The organism is Nioella sp. (genome assembly GCF_965215655.1).
GTDB lineage: Bacteria > Pseudomonadota > Alphaproteobacteria > Rhodobacterales > Rhodobacteraceae > Nioella.
The window spans coordinates 1720141-1736374 of record NZ_OZ244111.1 but is presented as its reverse complement, the minus strand read 5'-3'; the positions used below and the strand labels follow the sequence as shown (position 1 = coordinate 1736374).

The following is a 16234-nucleotide window of genomic DNA, read 5'->3' as shown; positions in this document are numbered from 1 at the left end:
CTTTTGCAAAAGCCTTCCCCGCGCCCAGTGAATACCGTCGATTACCGTCCCTCGAAATGCGCCGGTCGCTTTTCCAGGAACGCCAGCACGCCTTCTTTGAAATCGCGTGTCTTGCCTGCCTGCCCCTGAAGCTTTGCCTCCAGCATCAACTGATCTTCCATATCGTTGCCAAGGCTTTCGCGCAGCGCCTTTTTGATCCGCGAAAAGGCCTGTGTCGGTCCGTTCGCCAGATGCTGTGCGCGGGCCTTCCAATGGGCCTCGAAGCTTGCATCGTCCACGGCTTCCCAGATCAACCCCATCTCGTCGGCCTCGCGCGCGCTCAGCTTCTCGGCAAAGAGCGCAAGCCCCATGGCCTTGGCAAAGCCAACCTTGCGCGGCAGCGTGTAGGTACCGCCTGCGTCAGGGATCAGCCCGATCCTGGAAAACGCCTGCATGAAGGACGCGCTTTCTGCCGCGATCACCACGTCACAGGCCAGCGCGATATTGGCCCCCGCGCCCGCCGCGACCCCGTTCACCGCCGCGATGATCGGAATCGGCACTTCTGCAATGGCACGCAGGATCGGGGAATATTCATCGCGCAGCAGTTTTTCGAGGTTTAGATCGTTGAGATTGCCGGTATCGCCCAGATCCTGCCCGGCGGAAAAGGCACGTCCCTCGCCCGTGATAACGCCCACGCGCGCTGCTTGTCCCGCCGTCTGAACCGCGTGGCACAGCTCGGCCCGCATCTGGGTGTTGAAGGAGTTCATCACATCCGGACGCCGCAGGGTAATGACAGCAACGCCGTCGTGCAAATCGCTGGTAAGTGTCTGGTAGTCCATGGCCGTGCATTCCCTCGGTCTTGCGCAATCGCCCTGACAGATAAGGGCCAAGCCGCCCGACCGGAAGGGCAACGCGGCGTCAGTCTTCCATGATCTGCCGCAGCCGCGCCTGTTCCGCATCAGAGAGCCCGGTAGGAGCGGCCTCTCCCTCGGCTTTCCGCCGTGACTGGCTGCGAAGATATCCGAAGGCCAGCCCCAGTCCGATCAGCGCCATGCCCGGCCCCGCCAGCCACAATACCAGGTTCGACCCGGTCAGCGTCGGCCTGAGCAGCACGTATTCGCCATAGCGCTCGACGATATAGTCCACAACCTCGTCATCGCTGTCGCCCTCGACCAGCCGTTCGCGCACCAAGAGCCGCAGATCCCGCGCCAGGTCCGCATTGCTTTCGTCGATCGATTCGTTGCGACAGACCACGCAACGCAGCCCCGCCGAGATGTCCCGTGCCCGTTCCTCCAGGACCGGATCGGCCAGCATTTCATCCGGTTCGACCGCCCACAGGGGGGAGGCCAACAGGCACAGGATCAGCAAGAGCCGCTTCATTCCGCGGGCACTCCCTTCGGTTCGGCCTGGCGGCGTGCCCCGGCCGCAACCCGGTACCGCCGGTCTGACAGGGACAGCAACCCGCCAAGCGCCATGATGATCGACCCGCCCCAGATCCAGTTTGCCCAGGGCTTGATATAGGTGCGCAAGGCAAAGCCCCCCTGTTGCGGTTCGCCAAGCACGACATAGACATCGCGCGACACACCATTGTCGATGGCCGCCTCGGTCGTGGGCATGCGCGCCACCGGATAGAAACGCCGTTCCGGATGCAGGGTGGACACCAGGTCTCCGTCGCGCGCCACTTCGACCGTTCCCATCAGGGCGATATAGTTCGGCCCCTCATGCTCTCTCACGGCGGTCAGGGTGATCTCGTAGGGGCCGACGTCGAAAGCCTCGCCGAGCCGGGCAATACGGATATCCTCCGATTCATAGGTGGTCAGGGCAGCCACGCCAAACAGCGTCAGGCCAAAGCCCGCATGGGCCACCGCCTTGCCCCAATCCGCCCGCGGCAGCCGGGTCAGCCGCGACAGACGCGCCCCAAGCGCTCCGCGCCCGGTGCGGGTGAACAGGTCGACAACCGCCCCGGCCACCAGCCAGACCGCCAGCGCGATGAACACGGGGCCTATGGCCGAATGCCCGGTAAAGACGGCGTAGGCCAGCAACCCGCCCGCCACGGCCAGCGCGGCCGCCGGCATCTGCTGACGCATGGCCCGGCCGATGCTGGCTCGTTTCCACGGCATCACCGAGCCGATCGGCAGCGTCACGGCCAGAACGAAGACAAAGGGCGAGAAGGCCGCGTTGAAAAAGGGCGGCCCGACCGACAGGGTCCGGTCGAAGAACATCTCCGACAGAAGCGGCCAGATCGTTCCAATGAAGACGACGAAACAGGACACCGCCAGAAGCACATTGTTCAGCACAAGTGCGCTTTCGCGACTGACAATACCGAACACGCCCTTGGCCTCCATCGCGCCTGCCCGCAGGGCAAACAGCAGGAAGGCCCCGCCCATGAAGAAAGCCAGGATGAACAGGATGAAGACGCCGCGCTCCGGGTCATTGGCAAAGGCATGGACCGAGGTGATGACGCCCGAGCGCACGATGAAGGTGCCAATGAGCGAAAAACCGAAGGCCAGGATCGCCAGAAGGATCGTCCAGCTTTTCAGCGCCTCGCGCTTTTCCACCACGATGGCCGAATGCAGCAGCGCCGCCGAGATCAGCCAGGGCATGAAGCTGGCGTTTTCAACGGGATCCCAGAACCAGAACCCGCCCCAGCCAAGCTCGTAATAGGCCCACCAGGACCCAAGCCCGATCCCGATGGTCAGGAACAACCAGGCCGCCAGCGTCCAGGGCCGCACCCATCGGCCCCAGGCGGCATCCACACGGCCCTCCAGCAAGGCGGCGACGGCAAAGGAAAACGCCATGCTGAGGCCCACATAGCCCAGGTAGAGGAAGGGCGGATGAAAGGCCAGGCCGGGGTCCTGCAAGAGCGGGTTCAGATCGCCCCCGTTCATCGGCGGGCTTTCCAGCCGCAGGAATGGGTTCGAGGTGAAAAGGATAAAGGCAAAGAACGCCACGCCGATACTGCTTTGCACCCCCAGAACCCGCGCGCGCAGACGCGGCGGCAGGTTGCCCCCGAACCACGCGGCCATGGCCCCGAACAGGGTCAGGATCAGCACCCAAAGCAGCAGTGACCCCTCATGATTTCCCCAGACCCCGGTGATCTTGTAGAGCAGTGGCTTCAGCGTATGCGAATTCGCGGTCACCAGCGCCACCGAGAAATCGGAGGTCACGAAAGCAAAGGTCAGCGCGCCGAAGCTGACGGCCGTCAGAAGGAATTGCGCGCTCGCGGCGGGTGCGGCGGCGGCCATCCATTCGGGCCAGCCCTTATGGGCCCCGACAAGGGGCACAACCGTCTGGAAGATCGAGACGGCAAAGGCGAGAATGAGGGTGAAATGTCCAAGCTCTACGATCATGTCTGCCAACCTAGAGCAGCCATGCCCGACCGCCAAGCCCAACCGTCCGCCACACACGCCTCCGTGACCGCCTGCCGCACTGCCCGTTCATCTTGGCCCAAATACCTCCGCCGGAGGCATCCGACGCGGCAACCGGCGTCCCCGCGTCAGGTCAATCCCGATCCCCGCCACATCTCCGTGGCAACACGGCACGGGTGAGTGCCCCCGCGCAAGCGGGGGTCGAGCCGGGCCGTTCCCGGGTCGACGCCGGCAGGCGGCGAAACCGCTTATCTCCCGCGAAAAAGCCCCCCCAGAATGCCCCGCACCACCGCGCGGCCCGATTGGGTTCCCAGTTGCCGGGCAAAGCTCTTGGCAAAAGCGGTCCCGACCGAATCGCTGCGCCGCGACGACGACCGGCGGCGCGGGCGTTCCTCTTCGGGTTCCGGCCGGGACACCCGCGAACTGGACCGTCCCACGCGATTGCCGGAATAGCGCCGTCCGGCGCGGTATTCGCGCTCTGCCGCGCTCTCGGTCTCTTCCTCGACCGTCTCCGCCTCCTCTGCCTCCCGCGCAGCGGCTTCAGCCCGCGCCTGCAGGATCTCGAAGGCGCTTTCCCGATCCACCTGCGCCTCGTATTTCCCGGCAATGGGCGAGGTTGCGATCAGGCCTGCGCGCATCGCATCGGCCATCGGCCCCAGTTGCGACGAGGGAGGACGGATGAGCGTGCGTTCCGCCATGCCGGGGATGCCCTTGCGTTCCAGCATCGAGGTTACGGCCTCGCCCACGCCCACTTCCCGTATCGCGTCCTCGATATCGAAAGCCGGGTTGTCGCGATAGTTCTCGGCGGCCTGCCGCAGGTCGCGCCGGTCCTTGGCCGTATAGGCGCGCAGCGCGTGTTGGACCCGGTTGCCAAGCTGTCCCAGCACATCCTCGGGCACATCCGCCGGGTTCTGGGTGATGAAATAGACGCCAACGCCCTTGGACCGGATCAGCCGCGCCACCTGTTCCACCTTGTCCACCAGCGCCTTGGGCGCGTCGTCGAACAGCAGATGCGCCTCGTCGAAGAAGAAGACCAGCTTCGGCTTGTCCGGGTCGCCCACCTCGGGCAGTTCCTCGAACAGTTCAGAGAGCAGCCACAACAGGAAGGTCGCATAAAGCCGGGGCGACCCCATCAGCTTGTCGGCGGCCAGAATGTTGATCCGCCCCAGACCATCGGCATCGGTCTTCATGATATCGGTGAGGTCCAGCGCCGGTTCGCCAAACAGCTTGTCCCCCCCCTGCCCCTCCAGCACCAGCAGCCGCCGCTGGATCGCCCCGATCGAGGCGGTGGAGACATTGCCGTAGCGCAGGCTCAGCGTCTTGCGGTTCTCCCCCACCCAAACGAGCAGCGATTGCAGGTCTTTCAGGTCCAGCAGCGCCAGCCCCTGTTCATCCGCCACCCGGAAGGCTATGTTGAGGATGCCCTCCTGTGCCTCGGACAGTTCCAGAAGCCTCGAAATCAGCAAGGGCCCCATTTCCGAAATCGTCGTGCGCACCGGATGCCCGGCCTCACCATAGAGATCCCAGAAGGTCACCGGGAAGGCGCGGTAGGCGTAGTCGGCAAACCCGATCCGCCCCGCACGTTCCATGAAGGCGTCATGCAGCTTGAAGCGTTCGCTTCCCGCCGCGCCCAGGCCAGAGAGATCCCCTTTGACGTCGGACAGGAAGACCGGCACGCCATTGGCGGAGAAGCTTTCAGCCAGAATCTGCAAAGTGACGGTCTTGCCGGTTCCGGTCGCCCCCGCGATCAGCCCGTGCCGGTTGGCGTATTTCAGCAGCATGTGCTGCGCCACCCCGTAGTCTTCACCCCCGCCGCCAATGAAAATGCTGTCCGACATGATCTGCCCCTGTCTGAAATTCTTCGCCCCGCACAATACAATCTTAACCATCCTGTGCCAGTCTCCTCGTCATGGCCCCGGCAAGTTTGCCGCCGGTTGACCCCGAGGCCATGGTTTTCCTCCCTGTTGACTGGCCGCGCCGGCATTCCCCGGCGCGGTTTTTTCCGCGTCGGTGGCGGTGTTCCCGAAATGGTTCGAAAAACGGACCAAAAACGTAAATTACCCTGTTGACGACCGCGCGCACCTGTCCTAGCGTTCGGGCCAGAAAGTCGGCCAGTCCGACAGGGAGAGAAAAAAGATACTGAAAAGGGCCCCGTTGTTGGGCCCTTTTTGTTTGGCCGCCCCCATGCCGGAAACCTGCGTTCCGATTGGCGGAAACCGGCGCTTGGCGGAAAATTGCCCCTGACAGCGCCCCGCCCCCGTGCTAGCCATTTGCCAAACACCCTGTTCACACGAAGACAGACGAGGCGCTTTGATGAAAACCATTTCCCTGACCGCAGCACTTCTGGCCGCTGGCCTTGCCTTCCCCCTGGCCGCGCAGGAAGCCACCGACTCCGACACCCCTTCGGCCGCCGAACAGGCTGGCCTGTCGCTTGGCCAGCCCGAGGTCGGCTCTGCCTATAGCCGCGAGACCTTCGGCGACTGGGACATGCGCTGCATTGTCTCGCCAGAGGGTCAACCCGATCCCTGCCAGCTTTACCAGCTTCTGGTCGATGCACAGGGCAACTCCGTCGCAGAGTTCAACCTGTTCGATGTTCCAGACGAAGGGGAACTGATGGCAGGAGCAACGATCGTGACGCCCCTGGACACGCTGCTGACCGGCCAGTTGCGCATGGCCGTGGATAGCGGTCAGGCGCGGGTCTATCCGTTCAGCTTCTGCCAGCCGATCGGCTGCTATGTCCGCCTCGGCCTGACCGGTGCCGATGTGCAGGCATTCCGCGCCGGAAGCGAAGCGCGGATTGCCATTGTGCCGCTTCAGGCGCCCGATCAGGTCGTTCCGTTGACGCTGTCGCTGTCCGGCTTCACTGCCGGATTCGAGGCCCTGGAAGCCTATAATGAAGAGGTGATCGCCCAGTTGCAGGCCGCCGCCGCCGCTGCAGCAGCTGCAGAGGAAGACGGTGCCGCGACCGAGTAACCGGACCTGTCCGACCAGCACCAGACAAAGGCCCGCCCGGACAAATCCGTGGCGGGCCTTTCCCTGTCGGATGTCGGATCAGCTCGCCTTGCGCAGCGCCAGAACCGCGTTGAGACCGCCGAAAGCGAAGGCGTTGGACAGGACCGCGCCGACCTCGGCCTCGCGGGCCACGTTCGGCACCACGTCCAGCGCGCATTCCGGGTCGGGTTCTTCATAGTTGATCGTGGGTGCGATCACCCCGTCGGTCAGCGCCATGATGCAGGCCAGCAGCTCCACCGCGCCGGTGCCCCCGATCAGGTGGCCGTGCATCGACTTGGTGGAGGAAATCATCAGATCATCGGCATGATGGCCGAACACATCGGCCACCGCCGCGCATTCCACCTTGTCATTGGCTGCCGTGCCGGTGCCGTGGGCGTTGATGTAGCACACGTCCTCGGGGTTCAGCCGTGCGTCATGCAGCGCGCCTGAAATGGCCCGTGCCGCGCCCTGCTTGGATGGCATCACGATATCGGCAGCGTCAGACGTCATGGCAAAGCCCACCACCTCGGCCAAGATCTCGGCCCCGCGCGCCCTGGCGTGCTCATATTCCTCGAAGACGAAGACCGCCGCGCCCTCGCCCTGCACCATGCCGTTACGGTTGGCGCTGAAGGGACGGCAGGCATCGCGCGACATGACGCGCAGGCCCTCCCACGCCTTCACGCCACCGAAACACAGCATGGATTCGGAGCCGCCGGTGATCATCACAGGCGCCATTCCCCACCGGATCATGTTGAAGGCCTGCCCCATGGCGTGATTGGACGAGGCGCAGGCTGTGGCGACGGTGAAACTGGGGCCCTTGAGGTTGAACTCCATGCTCACATGGCTGGCGGCGGCATTGTTCATCAGCTTGGGCACCACAAAGGGGTGCACCCGGTTCTTGCCGTCCTCGTAGACCGAGCGGTAATTCTCGTCGAGCGTCTGCATCCCCCCGCCAGAGGTGCCCAGAACCACGCCGGACCGCGCCGCAAGCTCGCCGCTGAACACGAGGCCCGACTGCCCGATCGCCTCACGCGCGGAAATCAGAGTGAACTGCGTGAACCGGTCATAAAGCGAGATCTGCTGGCGGTTGAACAGCGCCTCCGGGTCGTAATCCTTGATCTGGCCGCCGATCCGCACCGACAGCCGGTCAAGATCGCGCATTTCCAGCTCGCCTATCCCGCAGCGGCCCTCGCGCATGGCGGCTTTGGTGGCCGCAACACTGGACCCGAGGGCGTTGATCGTGCCCTGCCCGGTAATGACAACCCGTTTCATGCGGCCTCGGCCACCAGTCCCTCGACCGCCTTGATGATCGCCGCAACGCTGGAAATGTCAAAATCGCCCGCGTCGGGTTCGTTGGCATTGAAGGGAACCTGAATATCGAAGGCTTCCTCGATGGCGAAAATGCTTTCTACCAGGCCAAGGGAATCGATCCCCAGATCCTCCAATGTTGCCTCGGGCTTTACGTCCTCGACATCGAGAACCGCCTGTTCAGCGATGATCCCGATGACCTTTTCTGCAACGTCCGTCATGGCTTCGTAATCCCTGCTACTGCGCCTGCGGCTGACTTAGTCATTGCCCGAGAGTTTTGAAACGGCTTTCTGCAACTCCGCGACAGTCTTGGCCAGACGCGGCAGGCGACGCAGCGCCTTGTAGCTTTCCACATGCGTTTCCATCTTGACCGCCGGATAGCCCAGAACCGCGCGGCCTGCGGGCACATTGGACAGGATCTTGGTGGCCCCGCCGGCGATCACGTCGCTGCCAACGGTCAGATTGTCGGCCACACCGACCTGGCCGCCGAAAACGGCCCGGTCCCCAATAGTGGTCGACCCCGCCACGCCGGTCTGCGCGGCAAAGAGGCAATCGCGCCCGACCTGCACGTTATGCGCGACATGAACGAGGTTGTCGAACTTGCAGCCATCCCCGATCTGCGTATCCCGGATGGTTCCCTTGTCGATACAGGCATTGCAGCCGATCTCGACGTCATTGCCGACGCGAACGGACCCGAGCGAATGAATGCGGGTCCAGCTTTGATCCACGGCCTCGGCCTGCCCCATGGATTCGCGCACCTGTTCCACGGTGGATTTCTCCGGCGTCACGAAGGACATGCCGTCACCACCGATCACCGCACCCGGATGGGCGATGAAACGATCCCCGATATGGACCCGGCTGCCCACGCGCACCCCCTGCATCAGCAACGCATCGTCGCCAATATGGGCCAGTTCCGCGACAGAGACATGACTGGCGATACGGGCCCGCGCGCCGATCACCGCGCCGCGTCCGATCATGACGAACGGGCCGATGGCAGCACCGATGCCGATGCTGGCGCTTTCGTGGATGACGGCCATGGGATGAATGCCCGGCGCGATCTCGGGCCCCGAGTCCAGCGCGGCGGTCAGACCGGCCAGCGCATATCGCGGACGCGGGACGACGATGGCTGCCTCCAGCGCGTAGGCCTGCCAATCCATGTCCGGACCCAGCACCGCAGCCTTCGCCTGCCCGTCGGCCAGCCCCTCCGCATAGGCAGGCGACATGGCAAGGGCGAGTTGCCGGGGGCCAGCAAGGGCCGGTTCCGACAGGCCGTCAATCTCCAGGTCCAGATTGCCGAAAGCCGAGGCCCCAAGAGCCTCGGCAATCTTTCCAATGGTCAGCGCCATGATCGTGCTCCGCAGCAAGGGTTGCTGCGAAAGCTTTAGCTGGCCACGATCGGGAGTTCCACCCCGGCCTGTTCCATCGCATTCCACAGGGCGCGGTCGCGCCCATAGATGTCGCGGCGGAAGTTCAGCTCGCCCTCGGGCGTGACGAAGGCCGTCCAGTAGACGATATGCACCGGGATCTGCTGAACCAGATCAACCTGCGTTTCCTGACCGGAATGCAGGATGCGGTCGAAATAGCTCTGCGGCTGCGATTCCTGACGGGCCAGCAGGTGATAGGCCAGTTCCAGCGGGCGATGAACCCGGACGCAGCCATGGCTGTAGGCACGGGTTTCGCGGGCGAAGAGGTTCCGCGAAGGCGTGTCGTGCAGATAGATGTTGTGCCGGTTCGGGAACATGAACTTCACCCGGCCAAGCGCATTGCTCGGCCCCGGCCCCTGACGCAGGTCAAAGGGGAAGGTCGAGGCGGTGTACTGGCTGAAGTCAATGCCCGCGCGGCTGACCTGGCGACCACCCTGCAGCAGGTCCAGATGCCCGGCGGCGGCAGGGTTGGCCTGCATCTGCGGCAGGTATTCCCCGATGGTGATCGAGCGCGGCACATACCAGCTCGGGTTGATCACCATATGCTCCATCGTGTCGGAAAACTCTGGCGTCACCCGGTTCGACGGGGTCGCGCCAACGACAACTCGGGTCTCGAAGGTGACTTCCTCATTGTCGATCACATAGGCATGATAATCGGGGATGTTCACCAGAACATGACGGCTGCCGCGCTCCGGGTCTTCCCAGTTCAACCAGCGCTGGCGTTCCATCGCCAGGATCACCTGACGCAGGCGGGTATCCAGCCCGATATTCACCTCTTCAATGGTCGAAGAGCCGGCAACGCCGTCTGCAAGCAGCCCATGCGCGGACTGGAAGCGCTGAACGGCAGCCTCCATGTCCGCGTCGAACACGGCGGTAGCAGACCGTTCCATATAGCCCATGCGGATCAGCCGGTCGCGCAGCTGCACCACGGATTGACCACGGTCGCCCAGTTCCAGACGACCGCCATAGACGGACGCCCCCCATCCGCCCTCATTGGCCATGCGGGTCAGACGCAGTAATTCCCGCTGAAGGCGCAGGTATTCCGGGTGCGCGGGCGGCAAGGCGCGCATCACCTCGTAGGGGTCGGCATCGACGAGGGATTGCAACAGGTCCGTCGGGTCGCGGCGCGGCAGGTCGCGATGGATCTCGCGCACGACCTCGCCGGGATCGAGAATGCCCGACTGCACGTCATGGGCGTAGCGCAGGAACATGGCGGACGCCATGATCTCTGCCTGACCCCGGCTGTAGGGGTTGTCTGCATCCATGAAGGCAGCGCGCAACGCGTCCGGGTCGTAGCGACCAGCGGGCAGCCCGTGATTGGCGGCCCCTTCCAACGCCATCAGCAGAGCGTTGCGGCGCGCGGCGTCTTCAGCACCGGTCCAGATCGGCTCAAACGCCCGCTCTCGGTAGAATTCGGCCATATCCTCGTGCTCGGCCACGCCTTCGGCGATCGCCTGGCGGAAGGCCGTCACCAGCGCCGACGCAGGCGCAGGCAGCAGCACGGAAAGTGTCAGGATCACTGCCAGAACAGGCAGCATCGAAGGAAGAAAGGTCTTTTTGGTCATAAGATCACCTGTTGCGCGCACGGATCACGGGTGTGTGAGGTTTAGATGACCCAGCATAATAGGGAGAGTCCATTCACAATTTCGAAAGACGTTGCTGATAGTTAGATATCAAATGCTGAGTGTCCCCGATGCAACGCCTGCCGAAGAATCGGCCAAAACCCCCGGAAACAACGCCTTTTTGGCGGATTTCTGCCGACAGGCCAGCGCAGGGTCGGAAGGCCTCGGTTTGAGACTTTCAAGAAAGTTTCAATTGTGTCATAAAACGCACAGCTGGGGATGGACATGTAACAAGTCACGCAAACGTGGCACTGGACGGAACGGGCAGAAGGACGGGGCAAATCTTATGACGAATCCGACGATGACGCGGCGGTCGCTGCTCGGGGTATTTGCGGCCACAACGGTTGCTGCAGCCCCCTATGCGGCAAATGCATTTGGAATCCTGCGCGGCGGCGGCGACTACCGCAAACTACGCATGTATTCCGCACGGACCGGTGAAACACTCGACATGGTGTACTGGATCGATGGTGACTACATCCGGCCCGCCATTGAAGAAATCGCCTATTTCATGCGCGACTGGCGCGTGGACGAAGCGCACGATATCGATCCGCGCACGCTGGACATCATGGCCGCTACGCATAACCTTCTGGAAACGCCACAGCCCTATCTGTTGCTGTCGGGATACCGGTCACCCTCCACCAATGCCATGCTGCGCGCCCGGTTATCCGGCGTAGCGCGCAATTCGCTGCATATGCAAGGCCAGGCCGCCGATCTGCGGCTGGAAGGCCGCTCGGTCCGCCAGGTGGCGGCGGCGGCGGAATCCTGCAGTGCCGGCGGTGTCGGGCGGTATTCGGGGTCCAACTTCACCCATATGGATTGCGGCCCGGTGCGCCGCTGGGGCGGCTGACAGGTTTGCGGCCACGTCGCCCAAGGGGTGGCCATACGATCCTGAGGGACAGGAAAGAGCCGGCCATCAGGGCCGGTTTTTTCTTGTCAGATCCGCTCGACCGGACAATCCGCGAGCAGCCGTTCCGCATCGGCGCGTTCGCACAGGCGCGTCGCTTCGGTCATCACCGCGGCACTTGCCGCCGCCATGCCCCGTTGCAGACAGTCCGGTAAAGCCGCGCCCTGGGACAGGGCCAGCGTGAAGCCCGCAACGAAACTGTCGCCCGCGCCGGTCTTGGAGCGCACCGGCACATCGGCGGCATGGGACAGCCAGCGGTCCCGATCCATCGCGAGGATGGAACCATCCGCCCCACGCGCCAGCACCACGACCCGCGCCACCCCGCCCCGCACCAGCGATTGCGCGAAATCGGCGCTGTCCCGCGCGGTCGGCAAGGCCCGCGCCGCTAGCTCCTCTGCCTCTTCATGATCCAGTCTCAGCACCTCCAGCCCTGCAATGCGCCCCGCCTGCAACGCCCGAAGCGCGGCGCCGGACGTGTCAAGGATCAGCCGCGCCCGAAACTTTGAACACATCGCCACCAGACGGGCGGGGAAATCGTCGGGAAATCCCGGTGGGTGGCTGCCGGACAACACCACCAGACCACCCTCGGGAATCACCTCGGCGATCTCGGACTCGGCTTTCGCGATATCATTCTCGGACCATTGCGGTCCCGGGAAGATGAACCGGAACTGCTTGCCGGTTTCGTCTTCGATCACCGCAACGCTCTGGCGGGTTTCACCCGGGGCCTCAATGATGCGAACCGGCAGACCGGTGGAAGCCAGCAGCTTGGCCAGAACCACACCCATGCCACCGCCCGCAGCCACAAGCGCCAGGCTTTCGCCTCCCAGTTCCGCCATGGCGCGCGAGACGTTGAGGCCGCCGCCGCCGGGATCGAGCCTCGGCGTGGAACAGCGCAGCTTGGGGCCGGGGCGCACCTCGGCGGTGGAGGTATCGAGGTCCACGGCCGGGTTCAGGGTGATGGTCAGAACTGGGGTCATTCCAGAAAGGTCCGCAAGGGTGGCTACCCCCAGACCCTATGGCAGGCGCAGCGCCCCGTCGAGACGGATGGTTTCACCATTGAGATACGGCATCTCGATCATGAACCGGGCCAGCCGTGCGAACTCCTGCGGGTTCCCCAGGCGGCGCGGGAAGATGACGTCGCTGGCGAGCTCTGCCATCATCTCGGGCCCAAGGCTTTCCAGCATCGGCGTCAGGAACAGACCCGGCGCAATCGCGTTCACACGAATACCGATCGCGCCCATATCGCGGGCCATGGGCAGGGACAGACCCGCCACACCCGCCTTGGACGCCGAATAGGCCGCCTGCCCTTTCTGGCCATCAAAGGCGGCGATCGAGGCGGTGTTGACGATCACACCGCGTTCACCGTCTTCATTGGGCGCATTCTTCGACATCTCAACCGCCGCGAGCCGTGCGACGTTGAAAGCGCCCACAAGGTTGATGTCGATGGTGCGCTGGAAAGCGTCGAGCGGGAATGGGCCTTTTGAGCCCACGGTCTTGGCGCCTGTCACGATGCCCGCGCAGTTCACCACGGCGGTGATGCCGCCCATCTGCGCGACCGCGTGGGCCACGCCTGCCGCAACGCTGTCTTCTCTGGTCACATCGACCTCGGCGAACCTGATGCCGGGCGCGGTGGCCATTTCGGCCCCCTTGGTTGCATCGCGGTCAAACACCGTGACCGATGCCCCTGCCCCGGCCAGATACGTCGCCGTCGCGGCCCCGAGCCCGCTGGCCCCGCCAGTCACGATCACCTGTGCGGTTGCGATGTCCATGGCTGCCTCCCTGCTGAACTGAACACGCGTTCAATTACGAAAGGAAACGACGCCGCGTCAATCAAGACGCAACGTCGTTTCTGTCGCGCCGTGCCGGGCGCGGGAGGAACCGGTTTAACGGTAGTGCAGCGACACACCGTCCTTGAACACATGCACCTTGTCGGGCGCGGCGGTCAGGGTCACTTGCTGGCCGCGCAGACCCCGATGGATGCCTTGCAGCTTGGCGATGACCGTGTCGGTGTCCTCAGAAGCGCTCGGGGTGGTGAAGTAGAGCTGTGTCACCTCGCCAAGGGCCTCGGTGATATCGACGGTGCCGGCAAAGGCGTAATCCGGGCCATCCGTGGGCACCATGTCCTCGGGCCGGATGCCGACCTCGACCTCGGCGCCCATATCGGCCTCGGTCGACGGATAGTTCGAGGTGATGCGCCCTGCCCCGTCTGCCAGCTCCAGCGTGGTGACCTCTCCGGTGCCGACGATCTTGCCTGCCAGCAGGTTCATTGCCGGGCTGCCGATGAACTGTGCCACGAAGGTCGACCGGGGCCGTTCATAAAGCTCCAGCGGGCTGCCCACTTGGGCAATACCTTTATTGGCCAGAACCACGATGCGGCTGGCCAGCGTCATCGCCTCCACCTGGTCATGGGTCACGTAGATCATGGTCGAGTCGGGCATCTGCTCCTTCAGCTGCGCGATCTCGATCCGGGTGGCCACGCGAAGCGCCGCGTCGAGATTCGAGAGCGGTTCATCGAAAAGATACACTTTCGGGTCACGCACGATGGCCCGCCCGATGGCCACCCGCTGCCGCTGCCCGCCAGACAGAGCCTTGGGCAGCCGGTCCAGATAATCCGTCAGTTGCAGCTTGTCGGCGGCGGCGTTGACGGCGCTGTCGATCTCGTCCTTCGATTTGCCCGCAATGCGCAAGGCAAAGGCCATATTCTCGCGCACCGTCATATGCGGGTAGAGCGCATAGGACTGGAACACCATCGCAATGCCGCGCTGCGCGGGCGGCACGTCGTTCATCGGCTCTCCATCAATCGACAGGGTGCCGTCGGTGATCTTTTCCAGCCCCGCAATCATCCGCAGCAGCGTGGATTTTCCGCAGCCCGAGGGACCGACGAAGACGATCAGTTCGCCTGTCTTGATATCGAGATTGATGTCATTGAGGACATTCACATCGCCATAGGATTTGACGACGTCCTTGAGAACGAGATCAGCCATCGGAGCTCTCCTGTGCTGCATAAAGGGCCTGCCAGGGCCCGAGGGTCTGAAGGGTGCCATCGAAGGGCGCTGCGAGCGGGGTCCAATCGCCATCGGGCAAGTCGATATCCCGCGGGCTGTCCGACAGGTTGAACATGCACAGGACCGTGCGGCCCGCGTGCTGGCGGGTGAAGGACAGGATGCCATCCGCTGCTGTCAGCAGGGTGAAGTCACCCTTTGCCAAGGCCGGCTCGGATGTGCGGAACCGGATCATACGGCGGTAGAAAGCCAGAATACTGTCGGCCTTGCCCTCCTGCGCGGACACGGAATGGGACAGGTGCTCGACCGCGACCGGCAGCCACGGCTTGCCTTCCGAGAACCCGCCATTGGCATTGTCAGTGACCCAAGGCATCGGCGTGCGGCACCCGTCGCGGCCCTTGAACTTGGGCCAGAAGCGGATGCCATAGGGGTCTTGCAGATGCTCGAAAGGCACATAGGCCTCGGTCAGGCCCAGTTCCTCGCCCTGATAGAGACAGGCAGAGCCGCGCAAGGACAGCAGCAGCGCCGCATAGGCCCGCTGCGCCGGTTCCGACAGGGCCCATCGGCTGGCATGGCGCACGACATCATGGTTGGAAAAGGCCCAACAGGCCCATCCGTCACCAATTGCCCCCTCGTATCGGGTCAGCACCTCGCCCACCCGTTCCGCCGTGGGCGAAACCCCGGACAAGAATTCGAAGGAATAGCACATCTGCACCTTGTCGCCGCCCGATGTGTACTCGGCCTGAATCTCCAGTCCGTATTGCGCGTCGCCCACCTCGCCCACGGCGACGGCGTCGAACTCATCCATCACCGAACGGAAGCGGCGCAGGAACTCCAGGTTCTCCGGCTGGTTCTTGTCATATAGGTGATCCTGCCAGTTATAGGGGTTCACCTCTGGCGCTATGGTGGCATTGCGGGCCTCTGGCGCCAGAGCCGGGTTGTCGCGCAATTCCTTGTCGTGGAAGTAGAAATTGATCGTGTCGAGGCGGAAGCCATCGACCCCGCGTTCCAGCCAGAACCGCACCACATCCAGCAGGGCATCCTGCACGTCCGGGTTATGCAGGTTCAGGTCGGGCTGTTCGGACAGGAAATTGTGCAGGTAATACTGCATCCGCTCCCCGTCCCATTCCCAGGCGGAGCCGCCGAATATGGACAGCCAGTTGTTGGGCGGCGTGCCGTCGGGCTTGGCATCGGCCCAGACATACCAATCGGCGCGCGCATTCTCGCGGCTCTGGCGGCTTTCCTGGAACCAGGCGTGCTGATCCGAGGTGTGGCTGATCACCAGGTCGATCAACACTTTCAGACCCAGATCATGCGCGCGTTTTATCAGCGCATCAAAATCGCCGAGTGTGCCGAACATCGGGTCCACATCGCGGTAATCCGAGACGTCATAGCCGAAATCCAGCATCGGCGAACGGAAGAAGGGTGAAATCCAGATCGCGTCAACACCAAGCCGCGCGATATGGTCCAGCCGATGGATGATCCCCGACAGATCGCCAATGCCGTCGCCGTTGCTGTCCTGAAAGCTGCGCGGATAGATCTGGTAGATCACAGCCCCCCGCCACCAGTCCTTGTCGACAGAGGCCGCATGGGCCGGGGTCATGTCTTGCATGAGATTCATGGGTCTTGATGCCCT

Annotated in this window: 14 protein-coding genes; 2 read left to right on the top strand and 12 right to left on the bottom strand. The window is 63.7% G+C overall.

What is annotated here, in order from left to right; all coding sequences use genetic code 11:
• Window positions 1-41 precede the first annotated feature (41 nt).
• From ACOOEX_RS08845 to ACOOEX_RS08830, 4 genes are all read right to left on the bottom strand, one after another.
• Window positions 42-818, bottom strand: a complete 777-nt coding sequence (locus ACOOEX_RS08845) for an enoyl-CoA hydratase-related protein (RefSeq protein WP_420398056.1) — start codon at window positions 816-818, stop codon at window positions 42-44.
• 79 nt (window positions 819-897) lie between these two features.
• A complete protein-coding gene (locus tag ACOOEX_RS08840) occupies window positions 898-1359 on the bottom strand; it encodes a cytochrome c-type biogenesis protein (protein WP_071689773.1) in 462 nt (153 codons plus the stop codon).
• A complete protein-coding gene (locus tag ACOOEX_RS08835; RefSeq protein WP_420398055.1) occupies window positions 1356-3329 on the bottom strand; it encodes a heme lyase CcmF/NrfE family subunit in 1974 nt (657 codons plus the stop codon). The genes ACOOEX_RS08840 and ACOOEX_RS08835 overlap by 4 nt, the downstream gene beginning before the upstream one ends.
• 266 nt (window positions 3330-3595) lie before the next feature.
• Entirely contained in the window at window positions 3596-5185 is a 1590-nt protein-coding gene (locus tag ACOOEX_RS08830; RefSeq protein ID WP_420398054.1) for a helicase HerA-like domain-containing protein, read from the bottom strand.
• A gap of 475 nt (window positions 5186-5660) precedes the next feature.
• Here ACOOEX_RS08830 and ACOOEX_RS08825 point away from each other — a divergent pair, with 475 nt between their 5' ends.
• A complete protein-coding gene (locus ACOOEX_RS08825; protein ID WP_420398053.1) occupies window positions 5661-6320 on the top strand; it encodes an invasion associated locus B family protein in 660 nt (219 codons plus the stop codon).
• Between the two features lie 78 nt (window positions 6321-6398).
• Here the strand turns inward: ACOOEX_RS08825 and ACOOEX_RS08820 are convergent, their stop codons facing one another.
• Genes ACOOEX_RS08820 through ACOOEX_RS08805 form a run of 4 tightly spaced genes read right to left on the bottom strand, consistent with a single transcriptional unit; the run spans window position 6399 to window position 10635 of the window.
• Window positions 6399-7610, bottom strand: a complete 1212-nt coding sequence (locus ACOOEX_RS08820; protein ID WP_420398052.1) for a beta-ketoacyl-[acyl-carrier-protein] synthase family protein — start codon at window positions 7608-7610, stop codon at window positions 6399-6401.
• A complete protein-coding gene (locus ACOOEX_RS08815; protein WP_420398051.1) occupies window positions 7607-7867 on the bottom strand; it encodes an acyl carrier protein in 261 nt (86 codons plus the stop codon). The genes ACOOEX_RS08820 and ACOOEX_RS08815 overlap by 4 nt, the downstream gene beginning before the upstream one ends.
• A gap of 36 nt (window positions 7868-7903) precedes the next feature.
• Window positions 7904-8992 (bottom strand): UDP-3-O-(3-hydroxymyristoyl)glucosamine N-acyltransferase, encoded by a 1089-nt coding sequence (gene lpxD, locus ACOOEX_RS08810; RefSeq protein WP_420398050.1) that lies wholly within the window; start codon window positions 8990-8992, stop codon window positions 7904-7906.
• A 35-nt stretch (window positions 8993-9027) separates the two neighbouring features.
• Window positions 9028-10635, bottom strand: a complete 1608-nt coding sequence (locus tag ACOOEX_RS08805; RefSeq protein WP_420398049.1) for a L,D-transpeptidase family protein — start codon at window positions 10633-10635, stop codon at window positions 9028-9030.
• 343 nt (window positions 10636-10978) lie between these two features.
• Here ACOOEX_RS08805 and ACOOEX_RS08800 point away from each other — a divergent pair, with 343 nt between their 5' ends.
• Window positions 10979-11539 carry a YcbK family protein gene (locus ACOOEX_RS08800; RefSeq protein ID WP_420398048.1) on the top strand — a complete coding sequence of 187 codons (561 nt, stop codon included), beginning with the start codon at window positions 10979-10981 and terminating at the stop codon, window positions 11537-11539.
• An 86-nt stretch (window positions 11540-11625) separates the two neighbouring features.
• On the opposite strand, the gene ACOOEX_RS08795 is transcribed toward ACOOEX_RS08800, so the two are convergent.
• The 4 genes from ACOOEX_RS08795 to ACOOEX_RS08780 form a co-directional block, all read right to left on the bottom strand.
• Entirely contained in the window at window positions 11626-12573 is a 948-nt protein-coding gene (locus ACOOEX_RS08795; protein ID WP_420398047.1) for a 1-phosphofructokinase family hexose kinase, read from the bottom strand.
• A 36-nt stretch (window positions 12574-12609) separates the two neighbouring features.
• Entirely contained in the window at window positions 12610-13365 is a 756-nt protein-coding gene (locus ACOOEX_RS08790; protein ID WP_420398046.1) for an SDR family NAD(P)-dependent oxidoreductase, read from the bottom strand.
• Between the two features lie 114 nt (window positions 13366-13479).
• Window positions 13480-14580 (bottom strand): ABC transporter ATP-binding protein, encoded by a 1101-nt coding sequence (locus ACOOEX_RS08785; protein WP_420398045.1) that lies wholly within the window; start codon window positions 14578-14580, stop codon window positions 13480-13482.
• Complete coding sequence (locus tag ACOOEX_RS08780; protein ID WP_420398044.1) at window positions 14573-16219, bottom strand: alpha-glucosidase family protein; 1647 nt, start codon at window positions 16217-16219, stop codon at window positions 14573-14575. The genes ACOOEX_RS08785 and ACOOEX_RS08780 overlap by 8 nt, the downstream gene beginning before the upstream one ends.
• Window positions 16220-16234: the final 15 nt, after the last annotated feature.

What these genes read in the sequence shown, in the direction of transcription:
- ACOOEX_RS08840 (WP_071689773.1), bottom strand. Translation starts at nt 1,359, where the DNA reads ATGAAGCGGCTCTTGCTGATCCTGTGCCTGTTGGCCTCCCCCCTGTGG.
- ACOOEX_RS08780 (WP_420398044.1), bottom strand. Translation starts at nt 16,219, where the DNA reads ATGAATCTCATGCAAGACATGACCCCGGCCCATGCGGCCTCTGTCGAC.
- ACOOEX_RS08785 (WP_420398045.1), bottom strand. Translation starts at nt 14,580, where the DNA reads ATGGCTGATCTCGTTCTCAAGGACGTCGTCAAATCCTATGGCGATGTG.
- ACOOEX_RS08835 (WP_420398055.1), bottom strand. Translation starts at nt 3,329, where the DNA reads ATGATCGTAGAGCTTGGACATTTCACCCTCATTCTCGCCTTTGCCGTC.
- ACOOEX_RS08845 (WP_420398056.1), bottom strand. Translation starts at nt 818, where the DNA reads ATGGACTACCAGACACTTACCAGCGATTTGCACGACGGCGTTGCTGTC.
- ACOOEX_RS08820 (WP_420398052.1), bottom strand. Translation starts at nt 7,610, where the DNA reads ATGAAACGGGTTGTCATTACCGGGCAGGGCACGATCAACGCCCTCGGG.
- ACOOEX_RS08795 (WP_420398047.1), bottom strand. Translation starts at nt 12,573, where the DNA reads ATGACCCCAGTTCTGACCATCACCCTGAACCCGGCCGTGGACCTCGAT.
- ACOOEX_RS08800 (WP_420398048.1), top strand. Translation starts at nt 10,979, where the DNA reads ATGACGAATCCGACGATGACGCGGCGGTCGCTGCTCGGGGTATTTGCG.
- ACOOEX_RS08815 (WP_420398051.1), bottom strand. Translation starts at nt 7,867, where the DNA reads ATGACGGACGTTGCAGAAAAGGTCATCGGGATCATCGCTGAACAGGCG.
- ACOOEX_RS08790 (WP_420398046.1), bottom strand. Translation starts at nt 13,365, where the DNA reads ATGGACATCGCAACCGCACAGGTGATCGTGACTGGCGGGGCCAGCGGG.
- lpxD (WP_420398050.1), bottom strand. Translation starts at nt 8,992, where the DNA reads ATGGCGCTGACCATTGGAAAGATTGCCGAGGCTCTTGGGGCCTCGGCT.
- ACOOEX_RS08805 (WP_420398049.1), bottom strand. Translation starts at nt 10,635, where the DNA reads ATGACCAAAAAGACCTTTCTTCCTTCGATGCTGCCTGTTCTGGCAGTG.
- ACOOEX_RS08830 (WP_420398054.1), bottom strand. Translation starts at nt 5,185, where the DNA reads ATGTCGGACAGCATTTTCATTGGCGGCGGGGGTGAAGACTACGGGGTG.
- ACOOEX_RS08825 (WP_420398053.1), top strand. Translation starts at nt 5,661, where the DNA reads ATGAAAACCATTTCCCTGACCGCAGCACTTCTGGCCGCTGGCCTTGCC.